This is a genomic window from Legionella massiliensis (assembly GCF_000756815.1).
Lineage (GTDB): Bacteria > Pseudomonadota > Gammaproteobacteria > Legionellales > Legionellaceae > Tatlockia > Tatlockia massiliensis.
This window is the reverse complement of sequence record NZ_CCVW01000003.1, coordinates 460,390-477,892: the sequence shown is the minus strand read 5'-3', so window position 1 is coordinate 477,892 and position 17,503 is coordinate 460,390. Positions and strand designations below refer to the sequence as shown.

Below are 17,503 nucleotides of genomic sequence, written 5' to 3'. Positions count from 1 at the left end.
TCCTCCCTTCCAAAGAGTAGCTAATCGGCTTAAATGATAAACCTACTAACTTCGGCTAGCCTTAAGAGGTCTAATTAGGTTTTAATAGTTATTCTTAAAGACTTAGATACGAACAGAATGAGTCAAATATGATAGAGATAAAAAAACTTAATGAATCACATCTCGATGAATTGTCATCCTATCTCAGCCATTATCAAGAAACGACAATGTTTCTTAGGAGCAATCTATTTCATTCAGGAGTAATTTATCAGAACAGAGCTTTTCATGGTGAATATTATGGTGCTTTTGAAAACAGCCTTTTGAATGGCGTTTTAGCTCACTATTGGAATGGCAATCTAATGATGCAAGCAGAAAATCTCTCTTTATTAGAAACCTTAGTCAACGATTTTGAACATAACAGAACAAGGCCAATTGCTGGAATCTTAGGTGAAGAGTCTCAAGCCAGCTTTGTCATCGAAAAGTTAGCCTTAGAATCGTCTTTATTTGCTGTGAATTACCAAGAAAAATTATTCCTACTTAACCTTGAAAAAATGCTTAGACCAAAGGCTATTGAGACCTATAACTGCTCGATTAAAACGATACAAGATTGCGAAGTAGATACTATGAAAGAGTGGTTGATTGCCTACCAAATTGAAGCCCTTGGTCAAGAAGAAAGCGATCTCGGGTTAGAGGAATCCATCTTGAATGAAATTCAAGATAAGCAGCTCAATGAAAATCGCTGGGTCTTATTCGTAGATAATACCCCTGTTTCACTCTGTGGATTTAATGCAAGTCTTCCAGACATTGTTCAGATAGGCCCTGTTTATACCCCCTACCCTTTAAGAAATAAGGGGTTTGCCAGAATAGCAGTGTATCTTTGCCTGCAAGAGGCCATGAAAAAGGAAGTCAAAAGAGCCATTTTGTTCACCAACGACAACTCAGCTATACAGGCTTATAAAGCACTTGGGTTCCAAGAAATAGGAAAGTACCGATTAGCTTTATTGAAGTAGAGAAGATCACGAAATGCCAAGGTAATTCTCAGTTTTTGATCGTTTAGTTCTTCGTTCATCTTCAAATGCTTCAGCTAGTCTCCCAGAAAGATATTGAAGCTCGACTCATTGCCAACAGCATCAATAGTCTTGGTAACTTAGCACTACATGGAAAACTGACAGGCTCCTTTGATGCCAAGGATCTAAAACCTCTCTTAGAGCGTTTAGTCACCCTGAAAGATATTGATCCCCAAGCCATTGCCAACATCCTTACTAGCCTCGGTAATTTAGCAATAAATGGAAAGCTGACAGGATCCTTTGAAGCCAAGGACCTAAGCCTCCTCTTGCAGCCTTTCTCAACCTTTGCCGCAAAAGATATTCAACCCCGTCAACTTGGCAACAGCCTTAACGGCATCGGCAAACTAGCAATAAAAGGAAGACTAATAGGGCAACTGCCTGCGGAGACTATTGATATGCTGCTCAACCTCTTATTGAGCTCGCCATTACTTAGCAGCATGGATATCTCTAACGCAGTAAATAACCTTGGCCGCCTGTTTAAAGCCGGCTCTCTTCGAACCTTGAGCGAAGGCAGGTCAACGCGCTCATGACTAAGATACCCTGCGCTCAATTCAGCAGCCATGATTGCATCCATGCGATGTTTGGCCTAGGGAATTTACCTGAGAATCTTAGGGCTAAACTAGATAGCACTTATTTATCGCAACTCCTGGAAAAAATCCTCTCGTTGCCTTATTTGTCGCCTATCTTTGTCGCCAGGGTTGTTCAATCCCTACTCGTCTTTAGCCAACATCAGCAGGCACTCAGCCCCCAATTTAAGCAACTGGTCGATGCCTTAATCCTTCCCTTGGCACATTTCCCTGCTGATATTCAGCAAGGATTTAAGGACAAGCTAGGCACTTTGCAACAACACTGCCCAGCTTGGCATGACTACCTACAGCAGCAATTGCGGGGTGAAGTAGCGCCGGTTATCCCTTGCGAAGCCCTTGCCAGTGAGGAAAGCACTAGCGCGCCTATATCTCAACCTTCGCCAAGGCAGCAACAGCCCGCAACAACACCCAGGCCGAAGCCCAGGCCAGCAGCGGCAAGGGTCGCTGCCCCTAACAACCGTATTTATCAGCTCATTAGTGCGAATGACTTTAGCGCTCTGGAAACCTTGCTGGAAACGAAACTAGATTCACTCGCCTCTATTCACCGAAGAGTTCAGCAAGCCCAAGCTAAAAAACTACCTCCCAACGCCCACCAGGCAGACGGGGAAAAAGCTGCCGACTTACTAGTTACCAGTTTTTTTAACAACAGCAACTCCGCACAACTTTGTCAATTAATCAGCAAGTCAAATGCCAAGCACTTTTGCTTACTCATCAAAGCCTGCAGCCTGGCTAAACGCTTTAGCCTTGGGCGTACCAACCTGCTTGCACCCATTATCGTTTATCTACCAATCGATGAATGCACAACCTTTATTAACTTCTTAGTTAACAAAGCCCAAATGTATCGCGATCATCGTGTCGTGTTGAATCTCATCGAAGCCCTGCAAATCCGCCGAGCCCTTGAAAAGGATGAAGATAACAAAAATGAAATCAAGACCTTAGCTATTAACTTGATGGACCGAGCTCTGGACTTTCATGGCCTGGCTCACCACCATAAAGTCATAGAAAAACTAAGAAGAACCCTCGATAAAAACCAATTATTCACCTTAACAATCTCCGAAGGCGAGGAAGAGGGAGCTAATTCGATTGTCGAGTCAAGTGCTCCCGCACAACCCCAGACAACCCAGACCCAAACGACAACAGTCCCAGTAAATCAGGCTAACAAGCAGCCAGTTATTAATTCAGAATATCAATACAGTTCTGAAGACATCCAGACTATCTTGCGATTGCGACTACAGGAGAAAAATATAGCAGACACTGCAATATTGGCCTCTACTGACCTCAATTCAACAGGGCTTAATAGCCCAGCAGCTACTATAAAACAGTATTTACAAGCTGCGCAAACAACAAACCGGCTCCATCGCGCCTTAATCCCTGTCTTAGTCAACAACAATCACTGGGTTGAACTGCTCCTGGAAATTAACCATAAAAAAATAACCAATATATCCCTCTTTAATAGCCTTAAACAGAACAACCAGGCATTGGCACAGCACCTTAATGATCAATTACTCAATAAGCCAAACCTTGCCATGCCTAATCTCAGGGTCAAGCCAGGCGCTTATTGCTTAGAACAAGATAACAGTACAGATTGTGGAGCCTTCTTAGTCGAAAATTTCTACTGTGCTGTCTTAAATAGTCAATGGCCGCAAACAAACAACCTAGGCACGACCATACGCACGCGGCATTTGAAACTGCTGCGAGAACACGATCGTCCCTTTCATGATCAATTTTATAATCGGCAAAAGAATAATAGGAATGATGTCCCTGCCCTGGCCAAGCAAATGCAGTCTCATGGACTCTTTTCTTCAAAGGACAGGGATAGCTCTAGCAATAATGCCGCAAGGAACAAGCAAGCGCCCTTTACAACTAATCAAAGATCTGTTGCTGCTGCAGCACCAAACGCGCGTCTCAGCTTAAAGTCTATTTAAAAAAGTAAATTTTAAATGAAACCTTGATTACACTGCGCTCTGAGCGATCCTGACACTTTTTTAATCAAAGTATCATTTGGATACCTATATGAACATTAATCAGTCACTTTGACTTATATGTGTGTCATTCCCGCGTAGGCGGGAAACCATCGTGCAAACAAAGTGAGGAACCACTTTGAGAAATGGTTTCCCGCCTACGCGGGAATGACATACAAAAGAACAGAAAGAACTTATATGGTACATTCCTTCTGTTTAAAAAAATGTCAGGATCACTCAGCGCTGCGCTGCATCAAGGCTACACTTATTTGACAAATCGTAGCCTTGATGCAGTGCAGCGTAATCAAGGTTTTCCTTCGATATGGCTTTTGTATTAACTTTTTTTAACCATGACACGTAGAAATAGTGCCGAATCTAGAAAAAACTTCAACCAATCAACAAGATAAGTGAACTCACTATTGATAAACCATTTCTCGTCAACCATATAAAATTGCCGTATAAAAGGAAAAATCGCAATGTCGGCAATAGTAATGCGATCTGCTAATAAGTATTGGTGTTTTATTAATAGATTGTTAAGTAGGCTAAGATATTTTCCAGCCTGTTGCTGATAGTAAATTGGATCCTGTATCTCAGCTCTTTGATAATATTTATAGCTATCAAGAATTGGCTTAAATTGATAATCATTAGAATAGATTAGCTCACTACTCTCTTTCTCTAATTCCTTTGACAGCCATTTATCCGGATCAGATTGCCCTAAAGCCCATTTAATAATATCGAGACTCTGATCAATGATAGTCCCATCCCCAAGCACTAAAACGGGAACTGTTGCTTTAGGAGAAAGCGCTATAAGTTCAATAGGTTTGTTTTTAAGATCGACCTCTCGTTCTTCTATAGGAATATTCGCATAGGAAAGCGCCATTCTTGCTCTAATCGCGTAAGGACAACGCCTAAATGTATACAACACTGGCAACAAGACTCACCTCCCATTAGTAAATTGGTTTAATGGAAAATTCAAACTCATTTTAAAACCTGGCTAGAGAGAAATTGCTTAAAAGCTTATTTCATCGTAAAAAGGATAAATGAAGTCTTATTTCCAGGATGGTTATGGGAAAAATCTTATCAGATTATGAACGAGGCAACTATTATAGTGTCACTTTGATCTTAGTGTCCTCAGTGAGTATTGCAATCTTGTTAAATACTTATTCAACGGCACTCTACTTAGGCAACTTTTCGCGCTCAACCTTACCCTATTATTTCATTGTCACCTCCCTAATTTCGGCCTTGAGTATGGTTTTTTTACTGCCAATTCTAGGAGCTAATAACAAAAAAACCATTTTAATTGTGCAAGCTGCCGCAATTGCGCTCTTGGTTCTTTTTTTAATCATCAACGGCAATCACATAAAAACTATTGCACTGATTTATAGTTTTTTACTTATTGTTTTATCAGGAATATTTAACGCCACTTGCTGGAATATTGCGAGTTCAGCCTTTGAGTTTAAGCGCTTTAAGGAATACGCCAATCAATTTTTAGCCTTAAGCAGTATAGGTTCTATGGGCATTACCGCTCTTTCTTATTTCGCGGTAGCTGCTTTCGGGGAGAACTCTATTTTGTATCTATCCACCCTCATGATGGTCTTAAATTGTATAGCCTTGTTTTATACGCAAATGGCGACTCTAACAGACCGCAAAAATTCCATGAGTTCCGCCTCATTGAAAGGCTATCCAATTTTTTCAAGCCTTGCCCTATTCCTAGGATTGATTAATTTTTTAAATATCTTATTTAATTATCAGATGATGTATATCTTGGGCAAGGATCACAGCATGACAGAAATTGCTCAGTTTATGACTGTCTTCTATTTGCTAGTTTCCGGAGGGAGTTTTATTGCTCAGCTTATTTCAAATCGCTTATTGAATAACTACGGTCTGTCGATTTTGTTTGTTCTTTCAACCCTTTGTCTGGTTGTCTTGATAGTGCCCTCTATTTTTTTCCCCTATCTTTTTCTTATAGCACTTCTTAATGCATCAGCTCTTATTGTCTATGCAAGTTTTGTAAGTTTGGGCCGTCAAATAAGCTTAAACGCCCTGCCATCCTCTTTAAAAAGCAAGGCACAAATTTTAATTAAGGCCATAAGCAACAATCTATCAAGAATAGCTGCCTCACTCACTTTGATGTTGTTTGCCTATCACTATGAATTCTATCCTTACCAGCTTTTAAGCTTAATAGCTCTGGGAGCTATGTTGTTTTATGGTTATAAAATCAAACTCTACTATGGAGAAACCTTGTTAGGCTGCATCAAAGAAAGGCGGTTTTACCTTCCGCTGTTTACTGAGGCTGTGGATTATCATTTTCTTAAACAACAAGTTAATGAATTGTTGACGAATGAGGATTCTTACAAAATCAGCATCGGCTTAGCCATTTTAAAATGGACTAATCATCAACAAATTCCCCAAGGACTCTTTATTTTATTTGAAAGTCCAGAGGCAATAATTCGTATCAAAGCTTATAAGGCGCTTGAGCATTTTCCTAAGGTTTTTAAAGAGGACTTGTTAGTGCATCAGATTGAGAAAGAGAGGGATATAGAGGCCTCTTGGCATCTTCTGCAATTAATAGATAAGAAATACCCTGAACAAATCATTCAGCGTTCGGAAAATTTTTTGGTTTCTTCCAATCCAGCCTATCAAGCCATAGCCATTATTGCTCTGATCAGAGGTGGCGAGTTGCAGCAAGTTGAGCTTGCGATTCATACCCTGCAAACGTTATTAAAAGATAAAAGGGATGAGCATAGGCTTTATGCCCTAAGAGTTCTCAAAAATATTCCTATTGGAAACCCAGTAGAGGCGATCCAACCACTTATGATTGATAACAATTATCGGATTGCTAAGGAGGCCATCCAGGCATCTAAAAAGTTTAGGGATAAACGATTAGCAAGTTGCCTGATACAACAACTTGGTAAACAGCGAGTCAGCTATGATGCTGCTCGTTCCCTCATTGATTTTAAAGCTGATGTAGGTTACCTATTGAGCAAAGCTTGCCTTAGAGCTAACACGCATAACTATAAACCATTGATACGAGTCCTTTGTCAGATCAACTCACAGTCTGTGATGCGAGGTTTATGTCGATTAGTACCCAATATGCCATTTCTGTTTTCGGTAGAGCTTGCTAAACAAATCGCTTTGCAAGCGGCTAAAATACCCTTGGCTCCTAGGTTAAACCAAGTTATACAAAAACAAATTCCAGTTATCCTGAGAGAGCTTGCCGCTTATTCAAGTTTGGTAAATGCTCAGAAGGAAGACGATAAAAAATCAGAACTGCTGTTAAGAAAACACTTGATCGAAACAAAATTAATTTGTTATTTAGCAGCTATTACTGATCCGCAAAAGATCATGATCATCTTGCCTAAACTGGTATCTAAGCAAACATCGACTCAGCAAAATATCCAGCAGGAGCTTGCTTATGAATACTTAGATTGGCTTATAAAGGACAGGCATTTAGCAAAACAAGTGTTTGATGTTGTGGAAAATAAATCCTCTCTTACTAAAGAAGAGATTAGCGCCTTTAAATTTGATCCCTGGACACAGAGGGTACTTAATGAGCAACTCGATGAAAGGAATACTATGGAAACTGTTGATAAGGTATTTGCGCTACGCAAATCATCGATTTTTCGTCATATCCCAGCAGAACTATTAATAGCCTTGGCTGAGGAGTGTCGTGTCGTTCAAGTACCTGAACAAGAGGTGATCTATAGAGTTGGGGATATGATAGATACCATTTATATGATTCTTGAAGGTGGAGATGTTCAGATTCAACGGAAGGGAAAACTAATAAATCATGCCAAAGACTATGATTTTCTTGGCCTACTCACCACCTTATCAGACAAAGAGTGCGAGTTGGATGTAATATCCTACAAGCCCACTAGTTTGCTGGCCTTATCTAAAGACGTATTCAACCAACTGACCGAAGACTACCCTGATATTTTACGTGGAATTTCCAAATATGTTGTGCAACTGTATTATTTCTCTATGGATTTGGAAAAACGGGCTGATGCTGTTGATGATATTATTTGCTGAGGGATTGTTCCTGGGGATTCAAATAAATATCGTAATAGGTCACCCCGTCACACTAACATAGCCTGTCATCCCGAACATAGTGAGGGATCTCCGGAGTTAGCACTGTGCTACACATCAGGAGATGTCTCTCTACGTTCGACATGACTTACGTCTTTGGGAGCCAGGGTGGGAGACGTGACCTATTACTACTCTTTCCTATAAAGCACCTTCGTATTCAATCTTAGCAGTCTTCGATTCTCGACTAAGAATTTCCATTAGGTTACTACAGGCCGAACTAACATTAGATAGTTTAATTCTGCTATCAGTTCTGAAAAAACCGGCACCAAAGACCGAGTTCGCATATCGCCAGAAGGAGTCTTTGTGATCATCAATAAAAGTTGCGTGATTTTCCTGTGTCAAAATCTTCTGAATATCACGACATAAGATTGCTGCTTGCTTAATACGTTCCTTCCTTTTCAACTGAACAAATTGTGTTACTCGTTCTGTCACCTCCGCCAGAGTTGCAGCTAAATGTTGGTTCTTTGTTTTTCGTTGATCTGTAAGGTTTTCCTCGTCATTGATGGTTTGAATTTTCTGGTTTACCAGATCCAACTTGCTTGATAGGTCTAGATAGGCTGCCAATTCTTCTGCAAACAGAGATAGGCCTTCATGATCACTGGCTGCGGGCCTTTCTTCCTTTCTAATTAAAATAATGGACTTCTTAATCATACTAAAATTGTATTGAATATTATCAGCAAGATTAGGCGCTTCTCGAGCTGTAACTGCTATCTGTTCAGGCTTCTGAGGTAAATTACTTCGAGAATTACTATTAACAACATTGGCTTGAGCAGCTTGTTTCTCCACTAGCTCTACTCTTTGTAGTGCCTGGTCTTTAGCAGTATTGATTTCCCTGGCAGCAATGGGTTTCTTAGGTAGGGATGAGCTTGATTGCGGTACAGAGGAACTTGACTGAGATGAAACATGATGTGAAGTTCTTCTTCTAGCTTTTTCGCTTTGATGAGAGCTACTTTTTCTCCTATGTTCAGTTTCTTGAGCACAAGGTAGGTCATGTGTTTTTGCAATCAGATGAGCTGCTGTGAAAAGATTATATTCCGCGTCAAATCTAAGTTCGGCAGTTTTCTCTCTATTTTTATGCCAATATTTTTTAATTTTATCTTTGGCCATGCCGATTGTTGTATTAGTGGTTTCTAACAAGGCATATATTCTTTCTCTATGCTTGGTGATCTCATCAATATGCATCGCATTATTGGAGCTTTCTTGAATTTTGTATAAGTCCGTTTTGAGTCTTAAATAATCATTTTGGATTTGTGCACAGAGCTCATCAAGTACGTTGAATATTTTTCTATGGTATTTATTGCTAACATCAATTTCACCTAAGGACTTAATGCCTTTGATAAGATTAATTGAATAATATTGCAGCGAGATAATTTTGCGTATTAAATTTGCAAAGTTAATCATTATGCCAGCGCGGTTAACAACCTCATCATACTCAGATACAGGAATATACTTGTGTTTGGAATTGGCAGTTTTAGGATCCATCTCAAGAGTGACGAAATTCTTGCTTTCATAAAACAGTGATTTAAAGGCCTCAAGCTGCTTTTTTATTCCTTTTTTCTCGGTTTTTTCTTCCTGAGTTAAGTTGTCCTTATCCCTTAATTCGATATACCGCCCCAGATTTGGAACTTGCACATCAACCTTAGGAATGTCACTAAGTGCCAGTGTTTTTTCGGGATCAATTGAACTTAGTGCATATTTTACCAAGTGAATTAAATCGTCTTTGAACGGCGAATCAAGGATATCAGTCTCATTATCAGGTATGTTAATCAAGCCTAAAATACTCCCTTCAATGAAGTATTTTTTTAGCATCCCCTGTGACAACTCTTTCTTAGTTACCGTTTCCATCAGTTTCCAGTGTTTTCTAGGATTGATCATCATCGTAAACACTCTGAGCGCTTCATCATTCATGTTGCGGCATGAATCATATAAATCTGAAAGGAGCTCTTGCAAAGACAAAACATCCTTATGTAAATCTAATAAATGTTGCGCCTTAACGATATTGCTATAAACCTCATCTAAGTGGCTAAATCGCTTGGTATTTTGATTGTTACCTTGAGAGGCATAGGCATCAATAAAGGCAGCAATGGCTTTAAGATAGGCAATATCATAATCATAACCTTCAAATTTAAGGCAATGAGAATCAAGCATTTCAAGCAAGTAAGAGAGAACGGAGCCGGTAGTATCATTATTATCCGAGCGGCTAAAATAATATTCTTTTAACTTTAAGATTGCATCGCGAATAGCTTCCTGATAGAGCGAGAGTGCAATATCAGTTTGGCCAGGCAACTTATTGGCCTTGGTGCGAACAATGTCTTCGTTATAATGAAGGGACTCAACGGTTTTGAGATCATTTTCTGTTTTAAACTTAAAAATAACAGGCAAAGATAGAATTTCATTTTTCCCCGGCACAACGATTTTTGACAAATGCTCTTCATGCAACTTATTTATTGCATTGATTTCATTTAAATGTTTTTTTTCTTTATAGGCTTTAAATTCTTTATAAATGAAGGCTGCACCAGCAACTGTAACAGCAACACCTCCAATTACAGCGCCGGCAATCAGCTGAGCTTCTGGATTCGATGCTAAAAGACTTAGTGCTGTAAAGCTACCTTGTTGGTTTAAAATAGATGATGTTGCACCCATGATGTAATCTCCTTTTACATTAATCAAAAATGCATCCTGCATTAATATAATGCAATAATATTTAAAACGTATCAATTGGTATTTAAAGAAATCTTTTTGCTTAAAATTAGATTATTTGCGGGATTCTAAACTAATAAATTTACATACTTTAGGAAAGCTTTTGATAAGGCAGTGGTATTTATATGCAGAAGTGAATTTTAAATGAAACCTTGATTACGCTACTCTGCATCAAGGCTACACTTATTTGACAACTCGTAGCCTTGAATCAAGGTTTTCCTTAGATAAGGATAATCATCAATTAAGCTCTGTTGAACTTAACTCATATCCAAACTATGAGACCTCGCACCCTGTTCTAACTGAATCAATAAATCAGCCGTACGTGTACTTAGAGATCCTTCATCGACTCGTGGATACTTTCGTTTAATTGCTGCAATAGCATCAGAGATCCTCATTGTTTCGGCCTTAGTAATTAACTCATTTAGAGCATCTACTTTAACCTGTTTTAAATCCTTATTTGGATAAGGCCAGCAACTATTTATCTCTCCAGTTAATCGATCAATGACCTCATTGATTTGCAGCAATTGCGACTCATCAAGTGAACTACCAACGGGTTTAGGCTTTGGTGGAGACTGGGTCGATTGACTTGGTGGAGAAAAGATCCCATTTCGACTAGGCGAGCCTGAGTGCCTTAGTGTATCTGATGCATCCTTTTTTGGTGAAACGGTTGTCTGTTGCGGAGGTTGTTCTTGAATAACAGGTTTTGAAGGTTGGGGGTTTTCAACCTCTGTAGACGCAGAAAGGCCTACATCCTGTGGAACAGGGTGCGGAATCTCTCTGTGCTTGGGAGCTTTATCGATGTTTGCCTCTGGAGATCTGGGACTCTCAGGACTGGGTACTACTAGAGTCTCTACTCGCCCCTCACCAGAAACTAACTCGCTAGTTGCCGGTTCTTTGCCTTCATTCACCTCTATCTGCAGCCCAGGTTCTGTTAGCGTTTCATTGCTTAGAGTATGGCTTTGACTTGTACTTGCTCTACCGACTTCAAGAGTTGTTTGGAGCGGGTTTTCCAAGTTTCTTTCTATCACTGTTGCATAGGCTCGTGGATTCAAGCCACGGCTGTTTAAAGGGGCTGTTGAAAGCGCGCCCATAAAGGTCTGGCTAGTTTCGGCTTTTCTATGGATAGAAAACAGGTGATGGTGGTGGTTTTCAGAATTGTTCGATTTCCAGTGGCCTCCAACATCAGACAAACCATAGATAACATCGCTCTCAGCAGGAATATGCAAGGCACAGGGTCGCCCCGTTTTATTCAATCTATCAGCAACAAAAATAAGGTTCTTAGTAGCCATTACCACATTTTCCGGCTTTGCCGCTCTTAACGCTTTTTTAAATGATTTTTCATGATCACCAGGATGATAAACAATATTTAGCTTGGGAAAGGCCTGCGCTACCTTCATCAAGGCTTTAAAGTACATTTCAGATTTGCCGCCATGAGAACCTAAACCAGCTGCGGTCATTGCAATATATTGTCGTCCCTCACGTTGTGCTGCATCAAAAAGGTTAAAAAACATGCCCTCGATAAAATGAGCCTGCATACCTTTATCCATGTGCTCGCCAAGTGCACTCTTAAGATTCAATCGGGGACTTGATAGCAAAAGTAAACCAGGAGTATCGTTGCTAATCTCGCCTTCACGGACTGAAACATGGGCTCTTTTATGGCTGCTCATAATTGTGTCGACAAGCAAATCGACTTCTTGGGCATGGCAGACGCCAACTGCAAGATTTTCCCAATCAACGCCATTGGTTTCTTTAGGTAGCTCAGCTTTCTTACTAACCAATTCCTCTTGCATCGCCCTCTGGTACAAACCCTCTGGGAAAAGAGCTGTATTGACATAGATCTTGCTGCTTTGTAATAAATGATCAACACGCTGGCCACTAATGGCTAATGTTTTATCCGCAGTATTGGTAGTAAAACCTCTTAGTTTAATCGCAGCATTATCTGAAGTTTTGAGCGCTGATGGGGCGGTTGATAGTATGGCTTTTGGATCTTGCACGCTACCGAGTGCAGCTAGCATCTGTTCGGCTGGTTTTAGATCAAATGGAATGGTATAGGTATGACCATGTTCTATAGTTTTGTATTGTGAAGAAAATTGACCTACATCCTTCTCAATATCTTCGATAATTTCCTTTAATCCCATAAAAACGACTCCCTTTGTTAGTGTATAGTAACAGCCCTAATTGATTCCATCATGAACCAATAGTACAGAATAACGTATTCCTCAGACTCGTTCAATGGACTATGAAATGATTAAAGGGGGACAAAGAGCTAGAATAGGAGGCGTATTATTTTGGAATCCAGAGGCTAAATTAGCGACCACCGCAGGCAAGAAAGTTGTAAACCCACCAAAATCCGGCCAAAGCTCAATCGATTTTGCATGATAAGTTGTCGCATTAACGATAGCACCACACCAATTCAATTGTTTGGGGGAGGCGGTTTGAAAATCAATCAATGTGTTATTGGGGTTTATGGAAAAAAGAGATTGCATTTCTGTATAGACAAAGGAATCTGAAGTGGGTAAAGGTGAATTTAAGGCGTGATTACTTAGGATACATCTTGAAGATAACTGGCATTGATTCATCACTTGAATCGTAAAAGCAGGATCTTGTTGAACTTTACCGCCATCTATTAGGTGAAACAGGCTAAAGGTAAAATCTAACATGGTATGAGTCCAAGCACTGTAATCACCGATTGCACCAGTTAAACAGGCCTCTTGTTGTGCATCCGTATATCCATAATTTTCAAGATTATTAACAGTAGCTGTGTCAAGCCAACCAACAAAAGGCTCATCAGTTTCCGACGCACAAGAGGTGATAGCGACCTCTCTAATGAGAGGATTATGATCATAGCGGTCAGCCAACAAGGACTGTAGTTCTTTCCAAGCAGAAAGGTACTCTGTTGTCCAGAATAAACCAATATACCCCTGCTGGGGGTTTTTGCCATTACTAGATACTGAATCGATATAAATAGGACCACCATTTATAGCTTTTGCCCACTGCGGTGCAGTAAACCCACCCCAGACCCTAAGTTTTGCTGTGATGGGAGTATCTGGATGGGTTCGATTATAAGATTGGATTGCTGCTAAGGCCTGATCAATTGCATTATCTTTTATAAGAGTTCCTGGTCCATTAGGTTGCAGTTGATTCCAGGTGACATTAATCACCATTGCCGTAAATGAACTTGCATAAGGCTCTATTATTGATGGGTCATTTACTGGAGACATACTCGGGTCATTATAAAAGGAAATATTCCCCATATTAATCAATCCCTTAATTGGTGCTTTCATTTTGCTCAAAGCTAAACTATCGTGTTTGCCCGGTTGATGGCATTGATGAGGGTTTGCTGTCCCATCAGGATTAGCCTGGCAAAGGGTTGGTCCTCCGGTTAAACCATCAGTCGGTAATGCACTGCCATCGACGGCTAAAGTTAACAAGCAGCTATCATTTGCACTACCTGCAGGTCCAACCAGGCATTGCCCTACTTGAGAAATACCTAATATAGGTTTGATAACTAATTGGTGCGAGTTTCTCGAGTTATTCTTTATCGTGTATTTTACTGTAGCAGTTTCTAAGGAGTTTACAGTTAATTGTGGAGGGAAGTTCGCATCGGGGCTAAAGCTCCATAGAGGGATGCCAGCATTGGCCGTAGCAATAAAATAAAAACTAACTAAGCCTAATCTGGTTTGTCTTCTTAAATGAGATAACTTCATATTCATGCCCTTATAAAACTAAAACGAGTAGACCCAGATCATACGCCGCTCCCAGAACCACTGCTATTAAGTTAACGTCAGTTATGGATAAGGGGTTTTATAGCCGCAGAGAGCAAGGCTTCGAGACGGCCTAAAGGCCTCCTCAGCCCGAACGGCTTTAACTTATCCATAACTGACGCTAAGTTAAGGGTATTTGTCATTCCCGCGAAGGCGGGAAACCATCTCTACATTGGCACTGTGCTTAGCTAGAAATAGTTTCCCGCCTTCGCGGGAATGACAAAACCTTCCTTAACTTAACGGCAGTGACTCCCGGAACAGACTGATAATGTTGTTGCATATTATGCCGAATAATCAACCCTAGCGTTATTTACGAACATTCACGCAATTAAGGTATTCTCATGCCCAAGATCTGATACTAAAGCTAGAGAATTCACTTGCTTATCTAAGGCTGTGATAAACGCACTTACAGTGGAAACCTTTTGGCCGTCTAATAAATAATTCGCTAAACCTTGCCTTACAAAGGCTCTGATATCGTCGCCTAGTATTCCCTGGCGAAAGATTGCTATATGAGATAGCAGATCGACTGAGTTATTATTTAAAGCCCCTCTCAACGCTTCAATTGCTTCGTTCCATCCCATATCTTTTTTTGCAGACCAGATAAAGAATCCCTGGGTATGTTCCTTATTTAAAATATCATCAAGCGCTAAAGTACTATTCACAACAGCAACAAGCTCCGCGAGTCTAGCTAAATGCTCTTGATGCACCTCTGTGACAACCATTACTAGCTGGAGTTTTTTAATATTGGGGTCATCTGGCTTTAAACTTTTGAGTGCCTTTAAGTCTTTATCGCTATTTATTTGAGCTTCAAGCCATTTGACAGTTACCCTGCTTATATCATTACAGTTAAAGATTGTTTCCATACAAAGTTCATAGATGGGCGACTCTCCTGCAAAGGATGCGGGTGAGTCGAATAAAATTTTCCTTATAGCATGACGATAGGTTCTATTCAGATAATCTATGAGCTCATTTGTATTTATTTGATCCTTTTCGGTACGAGACTTCTTAATAATTTTAATGAGATCATAATAACCGCGGATAATAATTAATTTTGGCATCATAATACCCTCTTTAATATCTAATTAGATTTTATAAAAAGCACTTATAAGGCTTGTTTCTTAGTCTTTAACTTCTAAGATAACTTCAAGCATAACAGAAACTCCAAAGAGTAAATTTCCCGACCTGACCGCCTCTACATAGGCTCCCAAAGGTGATGGAGCTTGAGGTAGTTCAATTTTTAACTCGTTTAATCTTGTATCTACCCTGTTTAAAATTAATTCTTTCATGTTCATCACCTGACCATTTGCCTACATGAGCTCCACCATCTACGTGCAGAGTCTCTCCTGTAATTGCTTTAGATTCGGTTAAAAATAAGATCGCTTCAGCAATCTCAAGTGAAGAAGTAATCGTCCCCATTGGTGAAAGTGAGCGTAAGAAATCCTTAGGATTATCTTTATGCATCGGAGTATCCACAATACCAGGAGCTACTGCATTAACACGAATGTTATTTTTTGCGTACTCAATAGCAAGTGGCAATCACCACGTTGGGAAAACAAAAGTATTTAAGAATCCACAGCCTTACATGGAACCTTATGGTGCATTCGCCATGCTAATCAAAGTCTTTGCCTTCGCATTACCATAAGGTGCTAGGGTTAATTTAGCATCGTCATTCAGATGCCAAACCGTTCTTTTATTCCCATAATAGTCAATGAGGCCTTGGTTTTTTTCGGGCGTCATATCGTTAGCCCAGACAATTTTTGATGCATCAATATTAGCCTGGTTATATACCCAGATGTCATTCGGATCATTTAACTTGCCTTGATGGACAAAGACTAACAACTGTCCCGGTTGGCTATTTAACAGGGAAAGCACACGGTTTCGTTTTTCAAGAAAATGCTTTTTTGGAAATAAAAATCTGTTCTCATTGCTGCTCATCAGTGAAGCTGTTGAAACTATAAAAAACAGGGATAAGGTTAAGCAAAATATTTTTCCAACTTCAGTTTTTTTATAAGAGTACTCAGACATTGTGCGCAAAGCCATAGTCATCGCTAGATAAATCAGTGCGGCGGCTGGCGCTGTATAATGAGGAACGACATCTAAGATTAGACAGCTTATTAAACAATAAAATAATAAAATCCCCATTGCAGCGCGGTTGGGTTGCTTAAAAAATATCGACCGCATTAAATTAGTTCCATCGCCAATTAAAAATAGCACCAGGAAAAGTAGAATAAAGTAAAAGCTATCCCCAAAATAAAATTGAAAATTTCTTATAAAATCATTAAGAAAAACAGTCATGGGATAGTGTCTTGAAGCTTGTTTAATACCACCATCCCATTCGACAGCGGCACGTCTTATAAAATCATGCCTGTATATCGGTTCATTATCTGGCACTTGCTGCCAAACGAAAGGGGTCCAAATGGAATATTGTTTATCATACTCAGTATAAGGAAGCTCGGTTAGATTCCCAGTCACACGATCGTTATATAGCCCCATTAAAAGAAGGGTTGGAATAATAATTACTAACAAGGAAACACGCATATTTTTGGCCAGGAGAGGAAGCTTTTCTTTATACCGTCCATGCCATTGAGCTAATACATAGCCAGCACATCCTAGTAAGAACACAAGTCCCTCAAAAGGACGACTATTCGCTAAGATACAACTTCCTAGAGAAAAAATAGCCAACATGCCAGAAGTTGACTTCTCTACCAGACGCTTTACAGAACCTAATACTAAGGCACCACCTATCGCTGCAGCCCCTCCCCCCCAATAACTATCGGTCCAATAACTTACTATGCCAATTTTATAAGTAGCTAATAAGGCTCCTAGCATTGCCCAATTTACTGTAGTCCATGCTCTGAATACCCAGGGAAGCAACCCGCAAAAAATAGCCATGCTGATTACTACAGCTACCCATGGTGAGCCAAAAACTAACTGTCCTAGAGCTAAGATAAGGCCTTGCATAGGTGGATATTTAGACATATAGCTAGGTTTCACAATAAGATGAATACTCTCGAAATGTTCCCAAAAAGCATGCATAGGATTTGTCATCCGAAATGATGCAAAGGTATCTCCTGCTAAAAGATAACTAAATTCATCTTCAATCAAGGGCTGTGGTGTTGGAATATCGCTAAAAATGACGAAACGCCCGATTAAAACCATTAAAAACGGAATGAGAAAACAAAGAACAAGATTGGAGGTAAGCTGATTAAGCTTAGAGCTAAAAAGGTATAAAAATCCTCTAATTCTTTGCGAATCCCAGCGACTTGATCGCGGGGTCGATGCAGCTTTATCAACACCGGATCCCGCGGTCAAGCCGCGGGAATTCGAGTCTTTTATGGGATTACACATTTTTGTCCCGT

The 17,503-nt window shown here is 40.0% G+C and carries 11 protein-coding genes; 4 read left to right on the top strand and 7 right to left on the bottom strand.

Annotated elements, in window-relative coordinates; genetic code table 11:
* Nucleotides 1-128: 128 nt before the first annotated feature.
* From BN1094_RS13620 to BN1094_RS13610, 3 genes are all read left to right on the top strand, one after another.
* Entirely contained in the window at nucleotides 129-989 is an 861-nt protein-coding gene (locus BN1094_RS13620; RefSeq protein ID WP_044011641.1) for a GNAT family N-acetyltransferase, read from the top strand.
* A gap of 65 nt (nucleotides 990-1,054) precedes the next feature.
* Nucleotides 1,055-1,576: a hypothetical protein gene (locus tag BN1094_RS13615; RefSeq protein WP_044011640.1), complete on the top strand. Its 522-nt coding sequence runs from the start codon at nucleotides 1,055-1,057 to the stop codon at nucleotides 1,574-1,576.
* The gene (locus tag BN1094_RS13610) at nucleotides 1,573-3,558 is read left to right on the top strand and encodes a Ulp1 family isopeptidase (RefSeq protein ID WP_044011639.1); all 1,986 of its coding nucleotides are present in this window, start codon (nucleotides 1,573-1,575) and stop codon (nucleotides 3,556-3,558) included. The genes BN1094_RS13615 and BN1094_RS13610 overlap by 4 nt, the downstream gene beginning before the upstream one ends.
* Nucleotides 3,559-3,928: 370 nt before the next feature.
* On the opposite strand, the gene BN1094_RS13605 is transcribed toward BN1094_RS13610, so the two are convergent.
* Entirely contained in the window at nucleotides 3,929-4,519 is a 591-nt protein-coding gene (locus BN1094_RS13605) for a glutathione S-transferase N-terminal domain-containing protein (RefSeq protein WP_281175079.1), read from the bottom strand.
* Nucleotides 4,520-4,659: 140 nt separating this feature from the next.
* On the opposite strand from BN1094_RS13605, the gene BN1094_RS13600 reads away from it, so the two are divergent.
* Nucleotides 4,660-7,623, top strand: coding sequence for a cyclic nucleotide-binding domain-containing protein (locus BN1094_RS13600; protein WP_044011637.1), 2,964 nt, complete (start codon nucleotides 4,660-4,662; stop codon nucleotides 7,621-7,623).
* A gap of 195 nt (nucleotides 7,624-7,818) precedes the next feature.
* On the opposite strand, the gene BN1094_RS13595 is transcribed toward BN1094_RS13600, so the two are convergent.
* The 6 genes from BN1094_RS13595 to BN1094_RS13570 form a co-directional block, all read right to left on the bottom strand.
* A complete protein-coding gene (locus BN1094_RS13595; protein ID WP_044011636.1) occupies nucleotides 7,819-10,323 on the bottom strand; it encodes a hypothetical protein in 2,505 nt (834 codons plus the stop codon).
* A 314-nt stretch (nucleotides 10,324-10,637) separates the two neighbouring features.
* Nucleotides 10,638-12,518, bottom strand: coding sequence for a hypothetical protein (locus BN1094_RS13590; RefSeq protein WP_044011635.1), 1,881 nt, complete (start codon nucleotides 12,516-12,518; stop codon nucleotides 10,638-10,640).
* A gap of 99 nt (nucleotides 12,519-12,617) precedes the next feature.
* On the bottom strand, nucleotides 12,618-14,087 hold the full coding sequence (locus tag BN1094_RS18940; RefSeq protein WP_052403297.1) for a hypothetical protein: 1,470 nt from the start codon (nucleotides 14,085-14,087) through the stop codon (nucleotides 12,618-12,620).
* A gap of 377 nt (nucleotides 14,088-14,464) precedes the next feature.
* Entirely contained in the window at nucleotides 14,465-15,205 is a 741-nt protein-coding gene (locus BN1094_RS13580; protein ID WP_044011634.1) for a hypothetical protein, read from the bottom strand.
* 169 nt (nucleotides 15,206-15,374) lie between these two features.
* Nucleotides 15,375-15,680, bottom strand: coding sequence for an SDR family oxidoreductase (locus tag BN1094_RS13575; RefSeq protein WP_044011633.1), 306 nt, complete (start codon nucleotides 15,678-15,680; stop codon nucleotides 15,375-15,377).
* Between the two features lie 54 nt (nucleotides 15,681-15,734).
* On the bottom strand, nucleotides 15,735-17,492 hold the full coding sequence (locus BN1094_RS13570; protein ID WP_044011632.1) for a hypothetical protein: 1,758 nt from the start codon (nucleotides 17,490-17,492) through the stop codon (nucleotides 15,735-15,737).
* Nucleotides 17,493-17,503 lie beyond the last annotated feature (11 nt).